This is a genomic window from Pseudomonas sp. GW821-FHT12A04 (genome assembly GCF_058807755.1).
On the sequence record NZ_JBXAQZ010000025.1, the window covers coordinates 1 to 24,129 of the forward strand.

The following is a 24,129-nucleotide window of genomic DNA, read 5'->3' on the forward strand; positions in this document are numbered from 1 at the left end:
TTTAACGGCTGTCACGCGTTGTTGTTGGATGATCAGCGCGCCGGGTACTTCGGCGAGGCGTTGTGGGGTGTGTGGGGAAACTTCGCTACCTTGCTGCATGGGGAACCTGCCTTTCCTGATTTGCGTGCAATGTTACACGTAAAGTGTAAATTCAGACAATAAAAAAGCCCTTGGACTAAGGGCTATGTTGTTAACTCATTACCTGTCGTGGGCTATCCGGGCCACCCGACCGATAACGTCAATATCTTGAAATTGTTCGGCCGTTAGATTCTGGTCCGCGTACTGCGAATTATCGGCGGCGGTAATGGTGTAGGTGCCATTCATTTCAGGCCGGATAAAGCGAATCCAGATATGGCCCGCCACAGCAATGCCAAACAAGTCAGCCCCGCGCACGGCCTGGTTTTCCAAATCAAGCAGCACCTCGGCGCCTTCGTCGACGACGCCTTGCATGCTTTTATCAATCTGCCGGATCGACAGCAGTCTGTTGCGGTTGAGGCCACGCGCGGCCAAGTATTCCAGGCTGTACGCCGTGGCATCCGTGGCTTGCGTCACGCTCAGAAAGCCGGATTTGGTCGAAATGTTCGGGCTGTTGGCGGTCACGTATTGGGCCGACACCGCACCTAAACTGTCGTTGTCGGTGAAGCCTTGAACCCAGGCTGCCGGCTTGCCGAACAGTTGGCCGAGGTGAATCATTTGTTCCGGTCCAGGCATGCGTAGGCCCAGCTCCCAATTGGAATACCGGGAGGGCGACATTTCTTTGCCTGCAATGACGGACAAGCGTTTGGCGGTTTCGTCCATGGTCCAGCCGTGACTAGTGCGACACTGCTTAATCCGTTTGGCGACGGTCGCTTGTAATTCGGACATGCGCAATCTCTCAATGGTCGCCGTGAGGTTTAAAGCCTTTGGCAATATTTGAATATTATAGTTAACCCGTAGAAATATACACATTAAGTGTACACAGGTCGAAAAAAAGCTTGAAGAATGGGATGCGCTCGAAATAGACTTACACTAATCGTGTAAAAGGGCGTCTGTTCGTGGAATTGAATCGCTGGATTGAAAACGTCGGGGGCACCGGGCAGGCGGGCAGGCTGAGCCTAGAGGCCGCGCGCGCTGTCGCCAGTTTACTCGGCGAAAAAACACGTACGGTGCAATCGTGGTACCGGCATGAGCGCCTGCCGTGCTTTACGTCTGCGGCCAACATCCTTTTGAAGTCAAAAGGGGCTGTGGACTGGAACGGCATTTATGCGCCGTACGCGCGAAAACTGCTAGCGGTGCCGACCCATGACGCTGCTTAACCTTCCTTCCAACTTCTCCGCCATGCCGATCGTGCACAAGGTCGAGCAGCGTTTTGGCCTGCCTGGCTTCGCCCGGCTGATCAAGTTGCTGGAGCTGTTCGCGGCCAGCCCGGCGCGGGATGCCGGCGTGATCGAACTGCCCGTCAGCGACTGGGTGGACGCGCTGCAGGCCGGCCCGCAAGACGTCAACGCGCTGCTGGCCTACCTGGCTAAAGCCGAATGGCTGACCCTGGAACAGAGCGAAGAGCCCGGCGCCCCGTTACGCGTGACGCTGGCTGCTTTTGACGCATTCCTGGCGCCGTTGGAGCTGCCGAAAATCGCCGATCAGTGGCGCCGCTGGTTTGAATGCGAACTGAGCATGCCGCCGCTGCTAGGGAAAGACCCGTACACCCAAGATTTGTTCCGTCGCTGGTGCGCCACGAACGTGACGATTGAAGAAATGGAGCTGGCCATAGAGCTGGCCCGCAAGGCGAACACGGCCCCGAGCCCGACCGCGTTGCATGAATTTTTGAAGACTGTGCGCAATACCAAAATTGAACGCGCCCGCCGCTGACGGCAGGCCGAGGGGATGACCTTGTTATTGATTGCACTTTCTGGCGGCACTGAAGCCGAGCGCGTCGCGATTGCCGGCCGACTGATCGACTCGGGCAAAGAGTCACTGGCCGCCTTTGCGGTCACCGCTCCGGGCGTTAACCGCCCGCTGCGTCGCTCGATGATCCTACGCGACGCCCTGGACACGGCCCTGGACAAAAAGACCAAAAACCCGGCCGGCGGCCTGGTGATCGTCCATTGTCTGACCGAAGAGGAAGCGCGCGTGGTGCGCGCCCAGGGCGGCGTGATCTGGCATGTCTACGGCACGCCGTCTGCCGAGGTGATCAACCGTCCGGGTGACTTCAACGTCACCGCCAAGGGCGACAGCTTCCGCCATGTCCTGGCGCCGCTCGACGCCCTGTCGGAACTGGTGTTGCCCCGCCTGCGCGACATCGCCCCGCTGTGTGCGGCGGCAGTGGCCGCGCTGGCCAAAGCGTAAGGCGCTGCTGATATGGCTCGCCGCAAGGTCGACACGCTCGACGTCGCGCTCGATCTTTGGGCGCGCTGGAGTTGTGCGGATCAGTCCGCGCCGGCCGGCCGCTCGATGCTGGCCAAGCTGATCGACAACAAGGGCGAGCTGTTTTTCGGTGGCGGCGGGGGCAGCGGTCCGCAAACCGGCGGTATTGAGTGCGCCATTGAAGAGGCGGTGTTGTCGCTGTTTGCCGCTGACCCACTGAATGCGGACGTGCTGCGTATGGAATACAACGCCGCCTGGTGGCTGGTCGCGGCCCGCCGAGGGATCGAGCAATACGACCCGCGCGGTGCCGATCAATACAACAAAGCCCACGCCCTGGGCATCAGCCTGCGCACCTATGAACGCCGATTGAAAGCGGCGCGGGCCTTCACTGAAACCAAACTGAGGTTAAGCCAATGACACCCCAAGCCATGGAAAAGGTCGAGGCCTATTTCGGCCCGTATGCCGGCCAAGAAGAGTTCAAGCCGGCGATGGATCTGATCGAACACACCAAGGAGCTGCGCGCCTTTGTGTTGGTCCTGACCGACTACCTGGCCATGCCAGGACCGACCGCCGAAAAGACCGCCGAGCATTACCACGTCGTGCGACTGGCCAACGAAATGCGTAACAAGATTCACCCCGTCAAATAACGAATTAACGAATTAACGAATGAATCCGCGCGCAGTCCGTCCCCGCTGTGTGCCCGTCAACTGGATGGGTAGGGGAGCCCTGCGCCTGATCCGCGACCGGGCCACCTAACTACGCGGGCCTGGTCGCCTTACCCAAGGAGCCAGGCCAATGCCTCAAGCCGATACCTGCACTGTCAGCGTTGCGCTGTCAGACGCCGCCATCAAACGCCACGCCGCTGACCCGACCGTCAAGCAGCTGCGCGACACGCGCCGCCCGGTGCTGTTCCGTTACCACGCTTCGCGCAAGTCGGGCAGTTGGTACGTCGTCACCTACCACAAAGGCAAACCCAACCCGTACAGCAAAATCGCCAACTGGCCCGCGCTGGACACGTCGGCCTTTATGGAAGCGCTACCGAAGATTCTTCAGAAGCTGGCCATTGATCCGTCTGTTTCGGTGGCTGTGGATGGCTGGCAGACCGTGGGCGAGCTGCTGACGTGGTATCTGGACCGCAACCAACGCGACCGTAACAAGTCGACCAAACGCAAAGACGCCATTCGGTCGGTGATCAAGTGCCACCTACGGCCGCGCCTGGCGGGTGAGCCGCTGGCCGACATGAATCAATCCCGCCTGGATGAAAAGTTGATCTGGCCGTTGCAGGAAGGCTATTCGCTGGCCTACGTGCGCCAGGTGTTCGGGGTGCTGATGGGCGCCTTCAAACAAGCCGCCAAACTGAAGTTGATCAGCGTCAACCCGCTGGCCGGTTTCACCTTTCCCGACTTCATTGCCGCCAGTATCGAGGCCAAGCCCGGGGCGATTCGCCCGGATCAACTGCGCGGCGTGTTGGCCCATCTGATCAGCCTCAAAGACGAGCTGCCGGCCTCTGTGGCCCTGGCGGTGATGATGCTGGCCCACGGCACGCGTATCGGTGAAACCCGCCTGGCCAAGTGGAAAAACATCAACCTTGAAGATGGGGAGTGGTTCATTCCAGCGGCCGAGGCGAAAACCCGGCAAGAGCTGGTCGTTCCTTTAACCAATCAAATCTGCCACTTCCTGCGCCTTTATCGTGAGCAGCAAAAAGCCGCTAACTATGTCGGGGCGTACCTGTTCCCCGCGCGTAACGGCCAGCCGATCAACCCCAAACAAGCCGACCAACTGTTCAAGCCTTTAGGGGTGGGGGAGTGGACCAGTCACGACTTGAGAAAGGTTGCGCGCACCTGCTGGGCAGACCTGGGCGTTGAGTTTCAAGTCGGTGAGTTTCTGTTGAACCACCAACTGCCCGGCATCAGTGCGACCTATATCCACACCACCTTAAAGCAGCAGAAGCGCGACGCCCTGGAGTGCTGGAACACTTGGCTGAACGACCGAGGCTTTGACCAATTGACCGGCTATCAGGCCGAGACAGAAGCGAGACGGGCCGAAACACTGGAAGGCCTGGACGCCTTGAGTCGTAAGGCGTGCGGCGCTGTTTAACCATTCATCCCTAAGGAGGAAGTTATTCCCATGAAAAGCCCTGAAAAGAACATGACCCTTGAGCTGTGGCACGACCAATGGAGCGAAAGTTTCCGCCCGTCATACTTCGTCGAAATCGCCCGAATCCTCGACACCGAAATCAATCGGCCCGAGGTGCGCCAGTGCATCGAAGCCGGGCCGATGCGTATTGAGCAATACACCCAGTTGCGTCATTTGTTGCTGGTATTGCGTAAGTCGAAAGTCACGGGGCCGCGTCGTCTGACCTGGCTGGAGCGGATCACCGGGAGGATTCACGCATGAATGCCGAAACGGTTGTGCTGCCGGTTGTGCTTCAGGCTTGCCCGTTCTGTGGTGGGCCGCCAGTGCCTGTCGTTATTGACACCGAGTACCCCTACGCCGCTGCCGTCGAAATGGACGACTACGGCGATGAAGGTTCGCTGGTGGATGCCTATGTGTTCTGTCACGAATGTGGCAGCCAGGGGCCGACTCATGAGGCGGTGTTGTATGGGTGCGCCGACTATCACTTGGCCCTGGCTGGAGCCGTGGCCAACTGGCAGGCGCGGGATGTTCGGCACGCGAAGTTGTATCAGTTGAGCGCGGCCGATGGGTTGAATCTGTTCCCGAGGGTCAGCGCGTGAAAGGGGCCAGCGTGACGGGTAACGCCAAGCAGAAGAAGTCTGGCACCCAGCGGCAACAGAAACGCCGGGCGCGCTTGAAAGAGCAGGACATTAAGGAGGTCACCGCCAAGCTGAGCCCGGCCGAGCGCGCCATGCTGGAAGAGTCGCGCACGGTGCGCGGCGGGATCGATGGGCCGTACGACGTTGAGGAGTACATATGTACTCTTGTGCGTGAGGACCACGCCAGGCTTAAAGGGCAGATTGCCGACGCCCAGCGTTACCCGTGCAACCAGTGCGGCAAAACCCTGCCCGAGGGCTGTGGTGGGGCGTTTAAAGGGGAGCTGGCTTGCCTGCATACCCCGACTGCTTGGAAATTGAAAATCCCCGCTGCGGTGCTGTGACGGGTAACGCTAAAGCGGGTTGATCAGTGCGTGGGTTTTACACGAAACGTGCTCTTATCAACTTATCGTGTTGACAAGCGTGGCGGTTATCCCTATCGTTTGCTCCATCGTGGTGATGTTGCGGCCACGGTGGCACTGCACAGCCCTCCCTTAACCCCCGGCCCTCACAGGTCGGGGGTTTTTTTATGGAAACAGGAAAGTGAACGAATCCCCCGATACCTCCGCCGTTTTCGCGAAGGCGACCCCTCCGGCGGCATACGTCGGGGCGCAGATTCTGGAAATACCGATTGAAACGTGGATCAGCGTCTTGACGGTGGTCTATCTGGTGCTGGCCATCAGCACTCTGGTTTTTCCCGGGTGGCGAACCCTGGTCGCGTCGTGGTGGCAGAAATGGCGAAAGTAACCCTACCCCGGGCGATTCTCGCCGCAGTTGTTGCGGGTGCGACGGCCTTCGGAATCATGCAAGAAAGCGTGCCGATCCTTGAGGGCGACCCGCTGACGGCCTATCAGGACATTGGCGGCGTTTGGACCATCTGCGGCGGTGTCACCTACGGCGTTAAGCCTGGCGATGTGGAGACGGTCGAGGGCTGCAAGCGGCGCAATGCTGCCGCGATCAATATCGGCCTGGCCGCTGTTGATCGTTGTGTCAGTTACCCCATGCCGGAAACGCGCCGCGCGGCCTTCGGGCTGATGGCCTACAACGTCGGCGGCTCGGCGTTCTGCAACTCCACGGCGGCCCGCCTGGCTAATGCTGGTCGGGCCGCCGAGGCCTGCGCGCAGATAGATCGTTGGGTCTACGTCGCCGGCAAAGACTGCCGGCTCAAGGCGAGCAACTGCGCCGGCATCGTCCACCGTCGCGCCATTGAGCGGACGTTATGCGAGGTAGGGTTATGAATATTTACGGCCTGGCTGCCGGCTTAGGTGCTGGCATCGTCGTCGTTTCCGCGTTGTGGCTTTCCGATCATTCGGCCCAGGTCACCAAATTGGCCATGGAGCAAAACGCGACCCTGCGCAAGTCGGTGGAAGTATCAGAGGCCAACAACGCGACGTTAAGGAAAGCCTTGCTGGATCAGCAGGCTTTGCGCGTCGTGCTGGGTCTGATCGACACGCGAACCCGCTCTATCTATTCCACGTTGGACGGCCAGGCCGCCCAGCTCAATCGAAGCCTGGCCGAGCTGAAACGCACCGATGAAAAGACCAACGCTTATTTGGCTGACCTTATCCCTGGCGCTCTCGGGATGCGGTACGCGCGCCCCGATACCACCGACCCCGTTGCTTATCGAGCAGGCGCCGCTGTCGTGCAGCCTGGTGCCGTGTCGCCTGCCGGGCCGGCCGCCGCTGGTGACCAATGAGGATTGGACGCGAGCCCTGGACGAAACCGAGGACGCGCTAACCCGTTGTGCCACTCAGGTACTCGACTGCATCCAGAAGCAAGGAGCTGCAACCAATGCCGCCAAAGGCCAAACGTCCGTGCCGTTCGCCAATGTGCCCGGCCAAGACTCAGGACACTAGCGGCTACTGCGAAAAGCATATTCACCTGGCCAGCGGCTGGAGTAAGCCGGATCGCGGTACCGCCGAACAGCGCGGGTATGACTGGGCATGGCGCAAGAAACGCGCGGCGGTCCTCAAGCGCGACCGTTACTTGTGTCAGTGCGGTGACTGCAAAGGTCGTCGCCTTCCTGCATCAGAAGTCGACCACGTAACACCTAAATCATTGGGTGGAAGTGACGATTTTGACAATTTGCAGGCCCTAAACATCGACTGTCACAAGGCCAAAACGCAAAGGGAGGCGGCCGAAGCGAGGCTGCGCGACTTCGGCGAACGTGTGCCGATCAGGTAGCGAAAAACGCACCAAAAAGCAGCGCGGGAGGGGGGCGGGGTAAATCTCTGGAGGGTTTCGCCTTCTCCACCGCTCGCCCAGCCTTTAACGCGCGACCGCGAAATTAAAAAATTCGTACTTTTGGAAATTTGGAGAGGGTTTTGACATATGGCACGCGGTCGCCCCCCTAAACCCACGGCCTTGAAGGTGATTCAAGGCAACGCCGGGAAGCGAAAGCTCAATACCAAAGAGCCTTCACCCGACGCCCTGGTCGTGGTGCCTGACCCGCCGGAATGGTTCGGCCCTATCGCTGTCGCCGCCTGGGATCAGGTCGCGCCCTGGCTGGTCGAGGCCAAGATTCTGACGGTCACGGATCTGCACAACCTGGAAGCGTTTTGTATGGCCTATCAGCGTTGGCGCGAAGCTCAGGCCGACATCACGAAAAACGGAATCATCGTTATGGGCGCCAAGCAGGAAATCAAAAACCCGGCCTGCACCGTGGCGAACGAAACCATGCGCCAAATGGCGACCTTCGGCAGCGCCCTCGGGTTGGACCCGGCGGCGCGGGCGCGTTTGAAGCCGGGCGGCAAAGAGAAACCCAACAACCCCTTTACCGCACTGCGGGGAGGCAAAGCCGGATAACCACCCACTATGGCCAGTTCACCCAACGTCAACGCGGCGAACAAGTACGCCCGCGACGTGGTGGCGGGCAAAATCGAGGCGTGCAAGTGGGTGCGCGCGGCGTGTCGGCGGCACCTTTGCGACTTGGAGAAGTCCAAGAAAAAGGGTTACGCCTGGAAGTTCGACAAGGCCGAAGCGGAGCGGGTGTGCGAGTTCATCCAGTTGCTGCCGCACACCAAAGGCAAGTGGGCCGGCAAACGGCTGCTGATCACCCTGGAGCCGTGGCAGAAGTTTATTTTCTGCTGCATTTTCGGCTGGCGGTCGAAGCGCACCGGGCTGCGGCGCTTTCGTGAGGTCTATTGCGAGATCCCCAGGAAGAACGGCAAAAGCGTGATCGCCGCCGGCCTAGGCCTGTTCATGTTCACCATGGACGGCGAGTTTGGCGCCGAGGTGTATTGCGGGGCGACTACCGAAGATCAGGCAATGGAGGTGTTCCGGCCGGCGCGGCTGATGCTCAAGAACACGCCGGAACTGATCGAGGACTGCGGCGCCGAGCTGATGGTGATGAACCTGTCGCTTCCCGAGGACGGCAGCCGCTTCGAGCCGCTGATCGGCGACCCGGGCGACGGTAGTTCGCCGAGCTGCGCGATTGTCGACGAGTACCACGAACACGCGTCGTCGGCGCTGTATGACACCATGATCACCGGCATGGGTGCCCGCGAACATCCGCTGATGTTTGTGATTACCACGGCCGGTTACAACCTGGCCGGCCCTTGCTATGTGCAACGCGGCCAGGTCAAAGACATGCTGTTGCACGCCCTGGGCGAAGGTGGGATCGAGAACGAAGAGCTGTTCGGCATCATCTACACCATTGACGATGGGGACGACTGGCAAGACCCGAAGGTGTTGCGCAAGGCAAACCCGAATTTCGGGGTTTCGGTCGGTGACGAATACCTGTTGCGCATGCAAGCCAACGCCAAGCGTTACCCGTCACAGCTGAACAAATTCAAAACCAAGCATTTGAATGTGTGGGTGAGTTCGCGTTCGGCCTGGCTGAACATGTCGGACTGGGCCGCCTGCGGCAATCCGGCGTTAACCCTGGAGCAATTCCGGGGGCGCAAATGTTGGGTCGGTGTCGACCTGGCCAGCAAGTCGGACATCACCGCTGTGGCCCTGGTGTTCAAGGACAAGGACGAACGCGGCCGCGACGTGTGGACGGTGTTCTGCCGGTCCTACTTGCCGGAGGGGGCGATAGAGCGCGCGGTGACGTTCAAAGAGGCCTACGAAACGTGGGTGATCAATGGCGAGTTGCTGACCACGGACGGCGAAGAAACCGATTTTGACGTGGTGCGCGACGACATCAAAGACCTGGCGGCGATGTTCGACATTCAGGAAATCGCCTACGACAAGTGGCGCGCCACGCAACTGGCGCACCAACTGCAAGCGGACGGCGCCGAAGTGGTCGAGGTCGGCGGCGGCATCCAGACCATGAACATGCCGATGCGCGAAGTGGAAGCGGCCCTGGTGTCGCGGCGCTTTAACCACCCGGCTAACGCCGTGCTGTCGTGGATGGCGGGCAACGTGACGGCCAAGGAATACCGGGGCTGTCTGACCCCGATGAAAGAAGACGAAGGCAAAGGCAACCTGCGCAAGATCGACGGCATGGTCGCCGTGCTGATGGCCATGAGCCGCGCAATGCTGGCCGATCAGGTCGAGGGCAGTTTGCTCGACAACCTTACCGACGACGACATTCTGGCGATGTAACCCTATGAAAAAGTACCTTCCCGATTTACTCGGGGCGGCAGGCTATTGCCTGTTGGTGGCTGGGCTTTATGTCCAGTTCGGCCCCGGTGTTGCACTGATGGTCGGCGGCGTGTTGCTGATGGCCGGCGCTTGGCTGTGGGGGCGGCCGTGATCTTTTCCGGCCGTCACGAACGGCGAAGCATGGAAAACCCGGCGGTGTCACTGAGCAGCCAGGAACTGGGCGAGCTTCTGAGCGGGGGCAATGGGATACACGTCAGCCCCGAGACGGCGCAGAAACTGACGGCGGTTTACGCCTGTATCTATGTGCTGTCCAGCACCCTGGCCCAGTTGCCAATCAACGTGCTGCGCAAGATCGACGGGCGGATTGTCCCAGGCACCGATCACCCGGCCCACTACCTGCTGCACGACGAACCGAACGTCTGGCAAACGTCATACAAATGGCGCGAAACCAAGCAGGCGCACACGTTGGGCTGGGGCAACGGTTACAGCCGCCTGGTGCGCGGTCGACGCGGCGAGCTGCAAGGCATCGAGCTGTGCCAGCCGCAAAGCACGCAACTTCTGCGCAACGGTGCCCGCTGGATCTACGGCACCCTGGACGACGACGATAAGCCGTTGGCCGTGGCGCCCGAAGACATGGTGCATGTCCGGGCCATTGGGTCGAACGGAAAGCTAGGCATCAGCCCGATTCGGCAGAACGCCGAAACCATCGGCCTGGGCCTGGCGGCCGTGCGCTACGGCAAAGAGTTTTTCGAGGGTGGCGGGCGGCCTACGGGGATCATCACCCTGAAGAGCGGCACCGTTAAAGAGGACGGTTGGGAGCGGCTGAAAAAGGCCTGGGCCAATGCGGCCAGCAAGCTGCGCCAGTCGGAAAACAAAACGCTGCTGCTGCCGGCGGATCTGGATTACAAGGCGCTGACCATTGCCCCGGAGGACGCGCAGTTTCTGGAGACGCGCAAGCTAACCCGAAGCGAAATCGCCGGCATGTTCAACGTGCCGGCACACATGATCAACGACTTGGAAAAGGCCACCTTTTCCAACATCAGCGAACAGGCCATTCAGTTCGTACGGCACTCAATCATGCCGTGGATTGTGAACTGGGAGCAGGAGATTAACCGCAAGGTGTTCACCCGCGCCGAGCGCCTGGCGGGCTACTACGTCAAGTTCAATTTGGCCGGTTTGTTACGCGGCACGCCGACCGAGCGCGCCGAGTTTTACAGCCGCGCGATTCTGGACGGCTGGATGACGCGCAACGAAGTGCGGGTGTTTGAAGACATGAACCCGATCACCGGCCTGGATTCAATGCTGATCAACGTCAACGCCCGGCTTCTAGGGGCTGACGGCTTGCCGTTACCCGTCACGCAACAGGAATAACCCTCATGAGTGAAATTGAAAAACGCATGCTGCCGGCGCAGCAATGCGAGCTTCGCGCTGTCCGGCTTCCCGATGGCCAGACCGGCGCGCCGAAGATCGTCGGCTATGCCGCTGTGTTCAACACGCGCAGCGACCTGCTGGGTGGTTTCTTTGTCGAGCTGATCGCCCCGGGTGCCTTCGACGACGTACTGGCCCAGGACACGCGCGGCCTGTTCAACCACGACCCCAACTATCTGTTGGGTCGCACCACCAGCGGCACGTTGCGTTTGACAGTCGACGAACGCGGGCTGGCTTACGAAATCGACACGCCGGACACCCTGACCATTCGGGATCTAGTCGTCGCGCCGATTGCGCGCGGCGACATGTCCGGCAGCAGTTTTGCCATGCGCGTCGCCCCGGGCGGCGACACCTGGCACGAAGAAGACGGCGTGGTGATTCGCACCATCTACAAGGTCGCCGAGCTGCGCGACGTCGGTCCGGTGTCCTTTCCGGCCTACCCCGATTCAAGCGCTGCACAGCGCTCGCTGGACGCCTGGAAGCAGGCACAAACCGAAGGCCTTGAAGCCCGTGGCGAATTCGCCCGCGACGCCCGTGAGCGCCTGTTGAACCTGATGGACCTTTAACCCCTGGGGAATCTGTAATGACTCTGAAAGAACTGAAAGCGCTGTACGCCGCCAAATCGGCCGAAATGCGCAGCCTGCACGAAAGCACCAAAGACGCCGATTGGACCGGCGAGACGCGCAGCAAATGGGAGGCCATGCGCACCGAGCTGGCCGGCATCAAAGACAAGATCGAGCGCGAAGAAGAGTTGCGCGATAACGATCAAAGCTTTGTTGAAGAGCGTGCGCGTAACGAAAACCGCAACGACCGTACGCCGGTCGGCGATCTTGACGGCCCGGCTGCCGAACAGCGTAGTGCGTTTTCCTCCTTTCTCCGTCACGGCGTCGATCAACTGACGCCGGAACAGCGCTCGATGGTCATGCAAATGCGTGCCCAAGGCACCAGCGGCCCTGAGGCGGGCGGCTACACCGTGCCGACCACGCTGCAAACCCGTGTAGTCGAGGCGTTGCGCGCCTTCGGCGGTATTGCCTCGGTGGCCCAACTGCTGGCCACCGACAACGGTGCGCCGATTGCCTGGGTGATCGGCAACGGCGAAGACGAAGAGGGTGAGTTGATTGGCGAGAACGTTGCCGCTTCGGAAGGCGACGTGACCTTTGGTATGGGCACGCTGGGCTCCTACACCATCAGCTCCAAGATTATCCGCGTCTCTGAGCAGCTGCTGGCTGACTCCGGCGTCGATATCGAAGGTTTCTTGGCTGGTCGCATCGGCAGTCGTCAAGCCCGCACCCGGGCACGCTTGCTGGTCAAAGGTACCGGCGCGGCGGCGGCAGGGGCTACACCTGAGCAACCGCGCGGTCTGGAAGTTTCGACTTCTATCGGCAAGGTGACGGCGGCGGCGGCCAAAGTCACCTGGCAGGAAATCAACGGCCTGATTCACTCGATTGACCCGGCCTATCGTGCGGCGTCTCAGTTCCGCCTGGCATTCAACGATTCGACGTTGCAGGCCATTGAAGAACTGGTCGATGGCAATAACCGTCCGCTGTGGCTGCCGGGCATCGACGCCGAGCGTCCGGCGACCATCCTGAAACAGCAATACGTGATCGATCAGGCGATTGCGGATATCGGCGCCGGTAACAAGTTCATGTTTGCCGGTGACTTCAACCAGCTGATTCTGCGCGAAGTGCGCGGCATGACCCTAAAGCGTCTGGTCGAGCGTTTTGCCGAGTATGGCCAAGTCGGTTTCCTGGCCTTCACCCGTTTCGGTGTGGTGCTGCAAGACGTCGCGGCCATCAAGGCGCTGCAAGGCAAACCGGCCGCTTAATATGGGGCGGGGCCGAGTAATCGGCCCCGTACGCTAGTGCTCACACTGTCGCAAATAAAAGAGCATTGCCGCCTTGAGCTGGACCAGACCGAAGAAGACAGCCTACTCAAGGTCTACGGTCGTGCGGCGTGGCGCCTGGTGGAGAGTCGGAGCGGTCGCAAGCTGTTCGACGTGGTGCCGCCAGTAGGGGCCACGGAGGACCAGCTAAACGATGAGGACTTTTTACGCGCGTTGTTGCCGGAGGGTTCGCCGGAGAATGCGTTACCCGTAACGGATGACATACGGGTTGCCATGCTGCTGCTGGTGGCGCACTGGTTTAAAAATCGTGAGGCCGTCACAGAAGCCAACAATTCAGGCACCAAGGATCTGCCCTTGGCCTTCGACGCCCTGGTTAATCCCTATCGGTGGATCACGCTATGAAAGAGCCAGGCGCGGGTGATCTGGATACGCGTATTACGGTGCGCATTCGCAACGACATGCCCAGCGATGACGCGGGGCTAGAATCGCAATTCATCCCTGTCGCCAAGCGCTGGGCGCAACTGATGCCTTTGGGGACGGCGGTGTATACCGGCGCCAAGCAAACCGGGGACGACTTCACGCACCGAATCATCTTTCGGCGCGTCAAGGGGCTGGATTCGCGGCATGAGATTGTCTGTGATGACGGCCGCGTGTTCCGGGTCCGCCGGCCCACGGATCTGAACGGCGGGCGGGTGTACACCGTGGTCGACGTGGAACAGTTGGACAGCGATAGCGAGGGTTCCGGTTATGGCTAACTCGGTTTCGATTGACGGTTATCTACACGTCGAAGGCTTCGACAGCTTCGCGCGTGAGGCCTTCGACAAGCGCAAGATCCGCGCCGGGATGCGCAAGGTGGGGCGCCTGGTCGCGCAGCGCGCGCAAATGAACTTGGCTCTAGGTAAGGGGCAGGACGGCTACCCGGTCAACCGTACCGGCGCGACGTTGGAGTCAATCAGCTACAAGGTGTCGCGCTCGGGGTTTATGGTCAAGATTGCCCCCACCAAAACAGCGGCCATGACCGCCTTTTATCCGGCGTACCTGCATTACGGGGTGCGTGAAGGCAGTCGGGTTAGGGCGTTGGCCCCGGGGCAGGGGCGTGGCAAAAGCAACCGCCGCGCCCGTGGCGCTCGGGCGGATTTGATCGCGGCGCGGCAAGCCGGCGGGTGGCGAATTTCGCCACGCGATAACTACATGACCGACGCCCTGCAGGACAGCAAACCGGAAGTTCAGGCCATTCTGTCGCAAGCCTTTGCGGCCAGCCTGATTTAGCCATTTCAGCCCTGCATAGGGCTTGTTCAGCGTGGAATTCAGCCAATGAAAATAACCCCTGTCATTCGACAGTTGCGCAGCTATTGCCCGGCATTTGCTGGGCGGGTGGCTGGCGGGCTGGATTGGGACCCGGCCGAAAAGAGCGCGGCCATGGCCCTGCCGGCGGCTTACGTGATCGTCGTCGGGGACGATGCCGGCGAGAGTAGGGGCAACGTCATTGCCCAGGCCATCACCGATGACTTTGACGTGTGCGTGGTGCTGGCCAACAAGGATGAACGCGGCCAGGACGCGGCTGATCGCTTGCACGACTTGCGCGCCGAACTGTGGCGCGCCTTGGTCGGGTTTGTGCCGGATGAGCAAAGCGAGCCTTTGCAGTACGGCGGCAGCGCTTTGCTGTTGATCGATCGTTCCCGGGTGGTGTACCGGTTCCGCTTCTTCACCGAGTTTCAGCTTGGGCGCAACTCCAAGGCGGAGCCCCCGGAAACCTGGCAGGAGCGCGTATTGGACGGATTGCCCCCACTGGAGGGGCTGAACATCAGTTACGACTTTATTGACCCCCATGGCGGCCCTGACGGCCGTATCGAATTTCAAACGCGCGAGGACTTACCCCAGTGACGCGATTCTATGTAAAGCCGGCGGAAGGCCGGGCCGTGCCTGATCCGGAGAACGGCGGCGAGCTGTTGCCGGCCGCCGGGCGTTCAGTGCCGAACACTGTCTACTGGCAGCGACGGTTGAAGGACGTCGATGTGATCGAGGCCGATCCGCCGGAAGTGCCGGCGCCGGCAGTGATCGAACCCAAGGCCGTGAAAGGGAGTAAAGGCGAATGACCGTCAGCTTTAACAACATCCCGAGTGATATCCGGGTGCCGCTGTTTTATGCCGAGGTGGATAACAGTCAGGCGAACAGCGGAACGTCCAGCATGCCGCGCCTGATCGTGGCCCAGGTCAACGACGATGCGACCGCTGAGGAAGTTGGTCAGCTGACCCTGGTGTCGAGCCTGAGCCTGGCCAAGAGCATTGGCGGCGTGGGCTCGATGTTGGCGCAGATGTACGACACCTGGCGCCGTTGCGATCCGGCGGGCGAGGTCTGGTGTTTGCCGATCAAGGGTGAGGGCGTCAAGGCCGCCGGAACCGTCACCATTACCGGCGCGGCCACTGAGGCCGGCATGATTAACCTGTACATTGCCGGCGCCCGTGTGCGCGCGGTGGTGGCGTCTGGCGCGGCCCCGGCGGCGGTGGCCACGGCCTTGGCGGCGGCGGTCAATGCCGCCGGGCTGTCGGTCACGGCGACCGCGTTAGCCGGTGTTGTCACGCTGACTTGCAAATGGTCGGGCGACAGTGGCAACGACATTGCCTTGCAGTTGAATCGCCTGGGTCGTAACAACGGCGAAGCCACACCGGCCGGCCTGGTGGTGGCGCTGTCGGCCATGGCGGCCGGTGTGGGCTCGCCCGATGTGGCCGAAGCGTTAGCTAGTCTCGGTGACGAGCCTTTCGAGTTCATCTGTTCGCCGTGGGCGGATGCCACGTCGTTGGATGCCTGGAAAGCATTCATGGATGACACCAGCGGCCGCTGGAGTTGGGCAAAGCAACTGTATGGCCATGTATACGCCGCCAAGCGCGGCACGCTCGGGCAGTTGGTGGCGTTCGGCGTGACGCGTAACGATCAGCACGCCACCGTGCATGGTTTCGAGGCGGGCTGTCCCGATCCGTTCTGGCGCGTGGCGGCGGCCTATGCCGCGCGTACGGCGGTGTTTATTTCGGCCGACCCGGCCCGGCCCACGCAAACCGGCGCGCTGACCGGCATCACCCCGGCGCCGGCAGGAGCGCGTTTTGACCAGACGGAACGGCAGTCGCTGCTAACCCACGGCATTGCCACCGCCTATTACGGTGGTGGTGCGGCGCGGATCGAGCGCGGTATTACTACCTACCAGTTGAACGCGTTCAACCAGCCCGACGATTCGTATCTGGACAGCGAAACGCTGCACCAGTCGGCGTATGTGATCACCTTCTTGAAGTCGGTGGTTACCAGCAAATACGGCCGGCACAAGCTGGCTGACGACGGCACGCGCTTCGGATCGGGCCAAGCCATTGTCACGCCGAACGTGATTCGCGGCGAAATGATCGCCACCTATTACGCCCTGGAGCGCCTGGGCATTGTCGAGAATGCCGACGCCTTTGCCGCCAATCTGATCGTGGAGCGGTCGAGTACCAACCCGAACCGGGTGAACGTGTTGTATCCGCCGGACCTGATTAACCAGTTGCGAGTCTTCGCGCTGCAATACCAATTCCGCCTGCAATACGCCGCTTGAATTTAACGAACGTCCAAAGCCCGCCCAGTGCGGGCTTTTTTGTGGGAGAACGCAATGGGCAAGAAAGTCGCAGGCACCGTTTACGCCAAGGTTGACGGTGGTCAAGTCACGGTCACCGGGGGTGTTGAATGCCCGCTCAGTGACAAAAAGCGCGAAACCGTGGCGCCGGGTTTTTTCAAAGAAGAGGACCTAGCGCCGTACGTGAAGTTGACCGCCGTGGATGACCCGGACTTGCCGATCAAGCAGTTGGTAGAGGGTACTAATCAGACGCTTACCGTCGAGTTTGGTAATGGCCGGGTGTATGTCCTGTCGGGCGCGTATCTGGTGGGGGAGCCGTCCGCCAAGGGTGATGACGGCACAATCGATTTTGAATGGAACGGCGTTAAAGGGGTTTGGCAATGAAACTGAATAAACCGATTCAGGCACACGGCGAAGAAGTGACCGACATCACGCTGCGCCGTCCGACCGTTCCCGAATGCCGCGCGATCAAGGCGCTGCCCTATGCCATCGACAAGGACGAATCGGTGACGCTGAACCTTGATGTGGCCGCCAAATACATTGCCGTGTGTGGCGCCATTCCCGCGCCGTCGGTGAACACGCTGGACCTGAACGACCTGAATAGCCTGGCTTGGGAGGTGGCCGGTTTTTTCTTGACGCCGGCTTCAGGGACGCCGCCGGTGACGGAGCCGAGCTAGAGCAGCTCGTTGGGACCGTGTACGACCTTGCCTGGTTCTGGAAGGTCGATCCTCAGCAAATGATGAGTCGCCCGCTAGACGTGTTGCAGGAATCTTTGCAGCACGCGCAGCGCATTAGTGCGGCCGGCGCGACGGGGTAGTCATGGCAGATAAGTTTGAGCTAAAGGCGCTGATTACCGGCGTCGACAAGCTATCGCCTACGCTCGCCGGCATTCGCAAGAACGTCGCCGGCTTTCGTAAGCAGCTGGATAAAACCGGGCTGGGCAATATTGGCTTTGCCGATGTGGTCCAGGGCGGTGCGCTGGCCGCCCCGTTCATTGCCGGGGTGAATGAGGCGATCAAGTTTGAATCGGCCATGGCCGACGTGAAGAAGGTGGTTAACTTCGAAACGCCGGCCCAGTTCAAACAGATGAGCCAAGACGTGCTGGATCTATCCGAAGCGCTGCCGATGAGCGCCGAGGGCATCGCGCAGATTGTTGCGGCCGGTGGCCAAGCGTCGATCCCTCGGGAAGAGCTGAAGGCCTTCGCGACTGACGCGGTCAAGATGGGCATTGCCTTTGACCAGACCGCCGAGCAGTCGGGCGACATGATGGCCAAGTGGCGGACCTCGTTTAAGTTGACGCAGCCCGAAGTGGTCGCGCTGGCCGACAAGATCAACTACTTGAGCAACACCGGCCCGGCAAGTGCGCAGCAAATTTCCGACATCGTGACGCGGATCGGTCCGCTGGGTGAAATTGCCGGCCTGGCGTCGGGGCAGATTGCGGCCATGGGTGCCACCTTGGCCGGGGTGGGGGTGCCGAGCGAAGTCGCCGCCACGGGCATGAAAAACTTCATGTTGGCCCTGACCAAGGGGGCGTCAGCTACCAAGGCGCAGAAGGCCGCGTTTAAGGCGCTTCGGGTCGATACCAAGCAACTGGCCGAGGGCATGCAGAAAGACGCCCAGGGCACGATGCTGGACGTTCTGAATCGTATTGCCAAGGTCGACAAGACCAAACAGGCCGGGTTGTTAACCGAGCTGTTTGGCACGGAATCGGTCGGGGCGATTGCGCCGATGCTGACCAACCTTGATCTGTTGAAAAAGAACTTCACCAACGCGGGCGACGCGGCGCAATACACCGGCTCGATGCAGCAGGAATATGCGTCACGTTCGGCCACCACGGCGAACGGCATTCAGTTGCTGCGCAACCGCATTGCCAGCGCGGGCATCACCCTCGGGACGATCTTTCTACCGCCACTCAATGACGCCCTGACCACGTTGGGGCCAATGATCAGCCAAGTCGGCGACCTGGCAGCGGCCAATCCGTGGTTGGTTAAGGGGCTATTGGGTGCCGCTATCGGTTTCACCGTGCTGCGTGTGGCGGTGATGGCTTCCATGATGGCGATGAAGCTTTTCAGCGCAGTCGTCGGTATGAGTCCGATAGGTCTGATCGTGCGCGGTATTGCGCTGGCGGCCGGCCTGCTGATTGCCAACTGGTCGACGGTGGCGCCGTATTTTGAGGCGGTGTGGGAGAAGATCCGCGGGCCGCTGGCGGGGCTGTGGGAGCTGTTCAAAACGGTGTTCGCCTTCACGCCGATGGGCATGATCGTCGCGAACTGGGAACCCATCGTCGCCTGGTTTAAAGGCATGTACGAACGGATCAGGCCGTACCTGGAGCCGCTTATGGAAATGGGCGAATGGGTGGGTGGCAAGCTCGGGATTGTGACTACTGGCGGCGCTGTCGGGTCTGGTGGCGGGATGACCGCCGCGCCGAGTCCGCTGGTGTCTTCGGGTGTGCCGAGCCCACTGGTCGCCCCTGGCGGGCAATCGCCGGGTTCGTCGTTGTTGGCCCAGGCGGCCGCCAGTAGTCGCGCCAATCTGGACGGCTCTTTGGTGGTTCGCTTTGAGGGGGCGCCGCCCGGTATGCGGGTTGATCCAGGCAGCAGCAATCAGCCGGGTCTGGCCATTACGCCGCGCGTAGGTTATCGAAGTTTGGCTGGGGGGAATGCGCAGTGAGTGAATGGCGCGATAGAAGACAAGGCGCCTCCTTTCGCGGGGTGCCGTTCTGGCTGGATACCGACAGCGTCAACGTTGGCCGTCGCACGCAGTTGCACGAGTTCCCCCAGCGCGATCAGCCCTTTGTCGAAGACTTGGGCCGGCGTACGCGACAATACAAATTCTCCGGGTTTGTGGTCGGGGATGACTGCCTGTCGCAACGTGACCGGCTGTTAACGGCGCTGGACACGCCCGGGCCGGGAGAGCTGATCCACCCGTGGTTCGGGCGGATGACCGTCACCGCCGGGGACTGCGAAGTGTCCCATGCGCGTAACGAAATGGGCGTGGTGCGTTTTAGCCTGGTGTTCATCGACGGCATGTTGGCCTTTCCTGTGCAGTCGCCGAACACCCGGCGCCTGCTGGCCGCCCAGTCGCCGAGCCTGCTGGGGTCGATCAAGGATCGCTTTAACACGGCCATGGCGCCGGTGGATCTGGCCCGGCAACGCGCGTCGGCGATTCGCTCGGCGGTGTCGGGGGCTTTTAGCTTTGCGCTGAAGTTTCTCAGTCCGGGGGCTGCGTTGGGGACCGACCTTAATGGCCTGGTGTCTTCGCTGCTGAATGGTCCTGGGGCGTTCGCTGACAGTCTGCTGTCCGGGGTCGCCGGCCTTGAGCGGTCCTTTAGCGGCTACGGCTCCGGCGGATCATTCAAGGGCAGCAGGGCCAAAGCGTCGGCGGTGTCGTCGCTACAGACGTCGGCGTCCGTTACGGATAACGCCGACGTGGCGACGATTCAGGCTGCTGTGATTGGCCTGATTCAAGACGCGGCATTGTTGGACTTGCTGCTGGACATGGCCGAAGTCCCGGTCGCCGTGGGTCGTGGCGTCAGTGATCCGGCCGACCTTGACGTACAACTGGCGCAGCAAGGGGCGACGGTCGAAGCCGGTAGCGCGGTAGTAACGACGGTTCCGGTGGCGGATGACGTTTTGGCCGTGCGTGACGCGATCAGCGACGCGCTGTGGTCCGTGGCGGAAGAGAGTCAGCCGGATCACTTCGGCGCGCTGAGTGATGCCCGCCTGGCCCTTGATCGGCACCTGACGGAGGTGGCGCGCAGCGGAGTCGGACAGCGTTCGTATGCTCCGGCGGAAACCGTGTCGGCCCTGGTGCTGGCACATGCGTTGTATGGCGACGCCTTGCGCGGCGGCGAAATCGTTTCGCGTAACCGTGTGCGCCACCCGGGTTTTGTGCCGGCCACTGAACTACAGATAGCGAAAACCTAATCATGGATCAGCTGAATACCGTCACCCTGAGCGCTGGCGGGCACGACTTCGCCGGGTGGAAAAGCGTCAGCATTGGTGCCGGCCTGGAACGCCAGGCGCGGGACTTCAACCTGGGCATCACATGGCGTTGGCCAGGCAGCGGCGATGTCCCTGTGAGGATCGCCCAGGGCGAAGCGGTGGAATTGCGCATTGGCCAGGATCTGCTGTTGACCGGTTATGTGGACAAAACGCCGATTCGTTACGACGACGAGTCGGTGACGCTGAGCATTGTCGGGCGGTCGCGCACGGCGGATCTGGTGGACTGTGCTGCCATCAATCAGCCGGGGCAATGGCGCGGGCAAAGCGTGCAAAAGATCATCGCGGCGATTGCCGGTGAATACGGCATCAAGGTGGTCAATGACGCTGCTGTCACCCTGGGCGTTGAGGACCACACGCTGGAGCCTGGCGAAACGGCCTTTGCAAGCATTGATCGTCTGTTAACCCTGTCGCGCCTGTTCAGCACCGACGACGGCCAGGGGCGCCTGGTGATCGCCAGCCCGGGCAGTGCAGGCCGCGCGGTAGACACGTTGGAGCTGGGCAAAAACCTGTTGTCCGGCGATACCGAGCTGGATTTTTCCAATGTGTTTTCCGAATACGTCTGCAAGGGTCAGCGCAGCGGCACCGACGACAGCTTTGGCGCCGAGGCCTCCGAGGTCGAAGCCCGAATCACTGACGCACGAATCGACCGTCGGCGGGTGAAGGTCATTCAGCAATCCGGGCAAATGAATGCCTCGATTGCCCGGGAGCGGGTCGAGTGGGAGCGGGCTAACGCGGTGGGCAAGGCCTTGGCGGTCAACTACGTGATTCAGGGTTGGCGCCAAAGCAACGGCGCGCTGTGGCGGCACAACATGATTGTGCGGGTAGTCGATCCCTTGATCGGTTTTGACCGCGACATGTTGATCAGTGAAATCAGCTATGAGCTGAGCGAGAAGGGCACCACGGCAAAAATCAGTGTGGCCCCGCCGGAAGCCTTCCTGCCTGAGCCGAACGATGCGTACGAAAAGCGCAAGCTCAAGAAGGGCAAGAAGACCGACAACTTCGAATACCTCATTCCAGCGGATTACAAACCATGAAAAAAGGCATTGCGCACTTTCTGGCGCGTGGCGTGGTGGCCCTGGGCAACTCGGCCAGCAAGCTGCAAAGCCTCCAACTGCGGCTGTTGGCGGGCGAGGTCAAAGACAACGTGGAACATCTGGAGCCCTACGGATTTACGGCCAGCCCCCTGGCGGGTGCTGAGGCGCTGGCCGGTTTCATCGGCGGCGACCGCAGCCATGCGGTGGTGATCGTGGTCGCGGACCGGCGTTTTCGGCTCCAGGGCCTGAGCCCGGGCGAGGTGGCCATGTACACCGATGAAGGCGACTTTATCCACTTCAAGCGCGACCGGATTATCGACATTGAAACCGTGACCCTGAACATCAAGGCCACGCAATCGGTGAACTTCGATACGCCACTGATCAGCACCACCGGCCGAATCGAATCGGCGGGTGATCAAATCGCGGGCGGCGTGAGCCAAATCAATCACCCGCACGACGGCGTGAAACAAGGCACCGACCAAAGCGGCCCGCCGGTCGGGGGTGGCGCATGAACCGTGAAGAATTGTTGCGCCGCGCGGTGACCATCAGCCTGTTTACCTGGCGCCGCGCGGGACCGGATGACGTCGTGGATGACAGCGATCGCAAAGGCTGGTGGGGCGACTGCGTGCCGTCTGTGGCGGGCGACAAGATCGGTTCTCGCCTGTGGTTGTTGTCGCGCCGGACGCTGGTCGCGGACACGTTCAAGGATGCCCAAGCCTACGCCGAAGAAGCGTTGGCCTGGCTGATCGATGACCAGATTGTCACGGCCGTTACGGTAACGGTCGAGCGTCAAGGGAATGATCGGATGAACCTGCGCGTCGCGCTGGTCGAGCAGAACGGTGGAGCGCTGGAACTGGATTTTGAAAATACCTGGGAGCTGATCAATGCCGTATGAGATTCCGACGCTGCCGGCGCTGATCAAGCGCACTGAGGCCGATTTTGAGCGTAACGCCCCGGACGCGCTGCGCCGCGCTGACGCCAAAGTGGCCGCCCGGGCGCTAAGCGGTACAGCGTACGAACTGTACGGCTATCAGAACTGGATCGCCCGGCAGTCCAATCCGGCGAGCTGCGATGAAGAAATGTTGCTGCGCTGGGCGGAGTGGCGTTTAGAAGGGGGGCGCACCACGGCCGTGGCGGCCGCTGGGCCGGCGTCGGTGACGGGATCGAGCGGTCGCCTGGTGGATGCTGGCCAGCTTTACCGATCCGAGGATGGCCGCCGCTACGTGGTGGCCCAGGCCGCGACGCTGGTGGATGGCGCGGCCACCTTGCAACTTATCGCCGAAGACGTAGGCACCGTGGGCAACATCGAGGGCGGCAATCTGACGGCGGTCACCCCGGTGCTGGGCGTGAACTCCACGGCCGTCATTGGCCCGGATGGCATCGTTGGGGGCACCGAACAGGAAGACCTGGAGGCGTTGCGGGCGCGGGTGCAAGCGGCCTTTAAAAACCCCAGCAAGGTCGGCAACGGTGACGATTTTGTCGAATGGGCCTTGGAGGTGCCAGGCGTCACTCGCGCCTGGGCTTTGCCGCGCTGGATGGGGCCCGGCACGTTTGGCCTGGTGTTCGTGCGTGACGGTGATCCCGACATTATCCCCACCGCGTCGCAAGTGGCCGAAGTTCAAGCCTATCTGGACAAGAAACGCCCGGTCACCTCCGAGGTGTACGCCCTGGCCCCCGAAAGACGGCCGCTGGATTTCAGGCTGCGGCTGATTCCTGACAGCACGGCGTTACGTGTGGACGTTGAGCGCAGTTTGCGCGGCTTGATCGTCGACGAAGGTGGCCCCGGTGAAACCTTACTGCTGACCCATGTGCGCACGGCGATCAGCAACACCCCCGGTGAAACCAACCATGTGTTGGAGCTGCCGGTGGGTGATGTGGTGATGGCGGCCAATCAGGTCGCGGTACCGGGAGTGTTCACATGGATTTGACCGAGGCGGATTACCTCCAACAACTTCGGCAGTTGTTGCCGCCAGGGCCGGCGTTTGATCTGGAGTTACAGCCAGACCTGGCGCAACTGCTGGCTGCGCTCGCGCCCGAACTCGGCCGCGTGGACGGCAATAATGCGGGGCTGCTGCTGGAGCTGAACCCGGCCACCGCGACGGTGTTGCTGCCGGATTGGGAGGCCTATCTAGGTTTGCCCGATGTGTGCGTGGTGCCCGGTTCGCAAACCTTGGAAGAGCGTCGCCAAGCGGTGCTAACCAAGCTGACCGCGACCGGAGCCCCGCAGCTGAGCTACTACCGCAAGCTGGGCACTCAGATCGGTATCAGCGTCGACATTCAGGAGTTCCGCCCGGCCCGGGTTGGCCTGGCCAGTGTCGGCGATGCCCTGTACGGCGCGGGTTGGCCGTGGAGCTGGATCGCTTCGGTCCCAGCGGAGTTTTACGGCACCGATGCAGCGGCGACGCTGGATTGCCGGCTACAGCGGGACGCGCCGGAATACACCGACGTCGTGCTGGGCTTTGGCCGAGCGCAGGTGGTTGACATCGCGCTCAAGGTCGATCAGTTGTTCAACGCCATTCATTACGTGGTGCCGGCTGCTGTGGCCGGCATCGAGGACCTATAG

At 61.3% G+C, this 24,129-nt stretch carries 36 protein-coding genes; 35 read left to right on the plus strand and 1 reads right to left on the minus strand.

The window, feature by feature from the left end; genetic code table 11:
• Positions 1-198: 198 nt before the first annotated feature.
• Positions 199-864 (minus strand): XRE family transcriptional regulator, encoded by a 666-nt coding sequence (locus AC1RS8_RS27545; protein WP_493164147.1) that lies wholly within the window; start codon positions 862-864, stop codon positions 199-201.
• Between the two features lie 170 nt (positions 865-1,034).
• Here AC1RS8_RS27545 and AC1RS8_RS27550 point away from each other — a divergent pair, with 170 nt between their 5' ends.
• The 35 genes from AC1RS8_RS27550 to AC1RS8_RS27720 all read left to right on the plus strand — a co-directional run bounded on the left by AC1RS8_RS27550 (position 1,035) and on the right by AC1RS8_RS27720 (position 24,129).
• Positions 1,035-1,295, plus strand: a complete 261-nt coding sequence (locus AC1RS8_RS27550) for a hypothetical protein (RefSeq protein WP_493164149.1) — start codon at positions 1,035-1,037, stop codon at positions 1,293-1,295.
• The gene (locus AC1RS8_RS27555) at positions 1,282-1,848 is read left to right on the plus strand and encodes a hypothetical protein (protein WP_493164153.1); all 567 of its coding nucleotides are present in this window, start codon (positions 1,282-1,284) and stop codon (positions 1,846-1,848) included. Before AC1RS8_RS27550 ends, AC1RS8_RS27555 begins: the two co-directional genes overlap by 14 nt.
• Before the next feature lie 15 nt (positions 1,849-1,863).
• The gene (locus tag AC1RS8_RS27560) at positions 1,864-2,325 is read left to right on the plus strand and encodes a hypothetical protein (protein WP_493164158.1); all 462 of its coding nucleotides are present in this window, start codon (positions 1,864-1,866) and stop codon (positions 2,323-2,325) included.
• 12 nt (positions 2,326-2,337) lie between these two features.
• On the plus strand, positions 2,338-2,760 hold the full coding sequence (locus AC1RS8_RS27565; protein WP_493164160.1) for a hypothetical protein: 423 nt from the start codon (positions 2,338-2,340) through the stop codon (positions 2,758-2,760).
• Complete coding sequence (locus AC1RS8_RS27570) at positions 2,757-2,990, plus strand: hypothetical protein (protein WP_493164162.1); 234 nt, start codon at positions 2,757-2,759, stop codon at positions 2,988-2,990. The genes AC1RS8_RS27565 and AC1RS8_RS27570 overlap by 4 nt, the downstream gene beginning before the upstream one ends.
• Positions 2,991-3,138: 148 nt before the next feature.
• Entirely contained in the window at positions 3,139-4,440 is a 1,302-nt protein-coding gene (locus AC1RS8_RS27575) for a tyrosine-type recombinase/integrase (RefSeq protein WP_493164164.1), read from the plus strand.
• 30 nt (positions 4,441-4,470) lie between these two features.
• Positions 4,471-4,740: a hypothetical protein gene (locus AC1RS8_RS27580; RefSeq protein WP_493164166.1), complete on the plus strand. Its 270-nt coding sequence runs from the start codon at positions 4,471-4,473 to the stop codon at positions 4,738-4,740.
• Positions 4,737-5,078, plus strand: a complete 342-nt coding sequence (locus AC1RS8_RS27585) for a hypothetical protein (protein ID WP_493164168.1) — start codon at positions 4,737-4,739, stop codon at positions 5,076-5,078. The genes AC1RS8_RS27580 and AC1RS8_RS27585 overlap by 4 nt, the downstream gene beginning before the upstream one ends.
• An 11-nt stretch (positions 5,079-5,089) precedes the next feature.
• Complete coding sequence (locus tag AC1RS8_RS27590; protein ID WP_493164172.1) at positions 5,090-5,458, plus strand: hypothetical protein; 369 nt, start codon at positions 5,090-5,092, stop codon at positions 5,456-5,458.
• A gap of 199 nt (positions 5,459-5,657) precedes the next feature.
• Positions 5,658-5,861, plus strand: a complete 204-nt coding sequence (locus tag AC1RS8_RS27595; protein ID WP_493164176.1) for a hypothetical protein — start codon at positions 5,658-5,660, stop codon at positions 5,859-5,861.
• Positions 5,849-6,352: a lysozyme gene (locus tag AC1RS8_RS27600; protein WP_493164178.1), complete on the plus strand. Its 504-nt coding sequence runs from the start codon at positions 5,849-5,851 to the stop codon at positions 6,350-6,352. Before AC1RS8_RS27595 ends, AC1RS8_RS27600 begins: the two co-directional genes overlap by 13 nt.
• On the plus strand, positions 6,349-6,810 hold the full coding sequence (locus tag AC1RS8_RS27605) for a hypothetical protein (RefSeq protein WP_493164180.1): 462 nt from the start codon (positions 6,349-6,351) through the stop codon (positions 6,808-6,810). The genes AC1RS8_RS27600 and AC1RS8_RS27605 overlap by 4 nt, the downstream gene beginning before the upstream one ends.
• Positions 6,731-6,970: a hypothetical protein gene (locus AC1RS8_RS27610; RefSeq protein WP_493164182.1), complete on the plus strand. Its 240-nt coding sequence runs from the start codon at positions 6,731-6,733 to the stop codon at positions 6,968-6,970. The genes AC1RS8_RS27605 and AC1RS8_RS27610 overlap by 80 nt, the downstream gene beginning before the upstream one ends.
• On the plus strand, positions 6,906-7,298 hold the full coding sequence (locus AC1RS8_RS27615; RefSeq protein ID WP_493164184.1) for an HNH endonuclease: 393 nt from the start codon (positions 6,906-6,908) through the stop codon (positions 7,296-7,298). The genes AC1RS8_RS27610 and AC1RS8_RS27615 overlap by 65 nt, the downstream gene beginning before the upstream one ends.
• A gap of 186 nt (positions 7,299-7,484) precedes the next feature.
• Positions 7,485-7,919 (plus strand): phage terminase small subunit P27 family, encoded by a 435-nt coding sequence (locus tag AC1RS8_RS27620; RefSeq protein ID WP_493164186.1) that lies wholly within the window; start codon positions 7,485-7,487, stop codon positions 7,917-7,919.
• Between the two features lie 9 nt (positions 7,920-7,928).
• Positions 7,929-9,662 carry a terminase large subunit gene (locus tag AC1RS8_RS27625; RefSeq protein WP_493164188.1) on the plus strand — a complete coding sequence of 578 codons (1,734 nt, stop codon included), beginning with the start codon at positions 7,929-7,931 and terminating at the stop codon, positions 9,660-9,662.
• Positions 9,663-9,666: 4 nt separating this feature from the next.
• Positions 9,667-9,813, plus strand: coding sequence for a hypothetical protein (locus AC1RS8_RS27630; RefSeq protein ID WP_493164190.1), 147 nt, complete (start codon positions 9,667-9,669; stop codon positions 9,811-9,813).
• Entirely contained in the window at positions 9,810-11,033 is a 1,224-nt protein-coding gene (locus AC1RS8_RS27635) for a phage portal protein (protein WP_493164192.1), read from the plus strand. The genes AC1RS8_RS27630 and AC1RS8_RS27635 overlap by 4 nt, the downstream gene beginning before the upstream one ends.
• 5 nt (positions 11,034-11,038) lie before the next feature.
• Positions 11,039-11,656, plus strand: a complete 618-nt coding sequence (locus tag AC1RS8_RS27640) for an HK97 family phage prohead protease (RefSeq protein ID WP_493164194.1) — start codon at positions 11,039-11,041, stop codon at positions 11,654-11,656.
• A 17-nt stretch (positions 11,657-11,673) separates the two neighbouring features.
• On the plus strand, positions 11,674-12,915 hold the full coding sequence (locus tag AC1RS8_RS27645) for a phage major capsid protein (RefSeq protein ID WP_493164196.1): 1,242 nt from the start codon (positions 11,674-11,676) through the stop codon (positions 12,913-12,915).
• 36 nt (positions 12,916-12,951) lie between these two features.
• Positions 12,952-13,335, plus strand: coding sequence for a head-tail connector protein (locus AC1RS8_RS27650; protein ID WP_493164198.1), 384 nt, complete (start codon positions 12,952-12,954; stop codon positions 13,333-13,335).
• Positions 13,332-13,688, plus strand: a complete 357-nt coding sequence (locus tag AC1RS8_RS27655; protein ID WP_493164199.1) for a head-tail adaptor protein — start codon at positions 13,332-13,334, stop codon at positions 13,686-13,688. Before AC1RS8_RS27650 ends, AC1RS8_RS27655 begins: the two co-directional genes overlap by 4 nt.
• A complete protein-coding gene (locus AC1RS8_RS27660) occupies positions 13,681-14,202 on the plus strand; it encodes a hypothetical protein (protein ID WP_493164200.1) in 522 nt (173 codons plus the stop codon). Before AC1RS8_RS27655 ends, AC1RS8_RS27660 begins: the two co-directional genes overlap by 8 nt.
• A 45-nt stretch (positions 14,203-14,247) precedes the next feature.
• On the plus strand, positions 14,248-14,817 hold the full coding sequence (locus AC1RS8_RS27665) for a phage tail terminator protein (protein ID WP_493164201.1): 570 nt from the start codon (positions 14,248-14,250) through the stop codon (positions 14,815-14,817).
• Complete coding sequence (locus tag AC1RS8_RS27670; protein ID WP_493164202.1) at positions 14,814-15,029, plus strand: DUF2635 domain-containing protein; 216 nt, start codon at positions 14,814-14,816, stop codon at positions 15,027-15,029. Before AC1RS8_RS27665 ends, AC1RS8_RS27670 begins: the two co-directional genes overlap by 4 nt.
• The gene (locus AC1RS8_RS27675; protein WP_493164204.1) at positions 15,026-16,510 is read left to right on the plus strand and encodes a phage tail sheath subtilisin-like domain-containing protein; all 1,485 of its coding nucleotides are present in this window, start codon (positions 15,026-15,028) and stop codon (positions 16,508-16,510) included. Before AC1RS8_RS27670 ends, AC1RS8_RS27675 begins: the two co-directional genes overlap by 4 nt.
• A 54-nt stretch (positions 16,511-16,564) precedes the next feature.
• A complete protein-coding gene (locus AC1RS8_RS27680) occupies positions 16,565-16,912 on the plus strand; it encodes a phage tail tube protein (protein ID WP_493164205.1) in 348 nt (115 codons plus the stop codon).
• On the plus strand, positions 16,909-17,205 hold the full coding sequence (locus AC1RS8_RS27685; protein ID WP_493164206.1) for a phage tail assembly protein: 297 nt from the start codon (positions 16,909-16,911) through the stop codon (positions 17,203-17,205). Before AC1RS8_RS27680 ends, AC1RS8_RS27685 begins: the two co-directional genes overlap by 4 nt.
• A gap of 142 nt (positions 17,206-17,347) precedes the next feature.
• Entirely contained in the window at positions 17,348-19,198 is a 1,851-nt protein-coding gene (locus AC1RS8_RS27690) for a phage tail tape measure protein (protein WP_493164208.1), read from the plus strand.
• Positions 19,195-20,454, plus strand: coding sequence for a DNA circularization protein (locus AC1RS8_RS27695; protein WP_493164209.1), 1,260 nt, complete (start codon positions 19,195-19,197; stop codon positions 20,452-20,454). Before AC1RS8_RS27690 ends, AC1RS8_RS27695 begins: the two co-directional genes overlap by 4 nt.
• A 2-nt stretch (positions 20,455-20,456) precedes the next feature.
• On the plus strand, positions 20,457-21,566 hold the full coding sequence (locus AC1RS8_RS27700; protein WP_493164210.1) for a phage baseplate assembly protein: 1,110 nt from the start codon (positions 20,457-20,459) through the stop codon (positions 21,564-21,566).
• Positions 21,563-22,078 carry a phage baseplate assembly protein V gene (locus AC1RS8_RS27705; RefSeq protein WP_493164212.1) on the plus strand — a complete coding sequence of 172 codons (516 nt, stop codon included), beginning with the start codon at positions 21,563-21,565 and terminating at the stop codon, positions 22,076-22,078. The genes AC1RS8_RS27700 and AC1RS8_RS27705 overlap by 4 nt, the downstream gene beginning before the upstream one ends.
• Positions 22,075-22,461 (plus strand): phage GP46 family protein, encoded by a 387-nt coding sequence (locus tag AC1RS8_RS27710; protein ID WP_493164213.1) that lies wholly within the window; start codon positions 22,075-22,077, stop codon positions 22,459-22,461. The genes AC1RS8_RS27705 and AC1RS8_RS27710 overlap by 4 nt, the downstream gene beginning before the upstream one ends.
• Complete coding sequence (locus tag AC1RS8_RS27715) at positions 22,451-23,494, plus strand: baseplate J/gp47 family protein (RefSeq protein WP_493164214.1); 1,044 nt, start codon at positions 22,451-22,453, stop codon at positions 23,492-23,494. Before AC1RS8_RS27710 ends, AC1RS8_RS27715 begins: the two co-directional genes overlap by 11 nt.
• A complete protein-coding gene (locus AC1RS8_RS27720) occupies positions 23,485-24,129 on the plus strand; it encodes a putative phage tail protein (RefSeq protein ID WP_493164215.1) in 645 nt (214 codons plus the stop codon). Before AC1RS8_RS27715 ends, AC1RS8_RS27720 begins: the two co-directional genes overlap by 10 nt.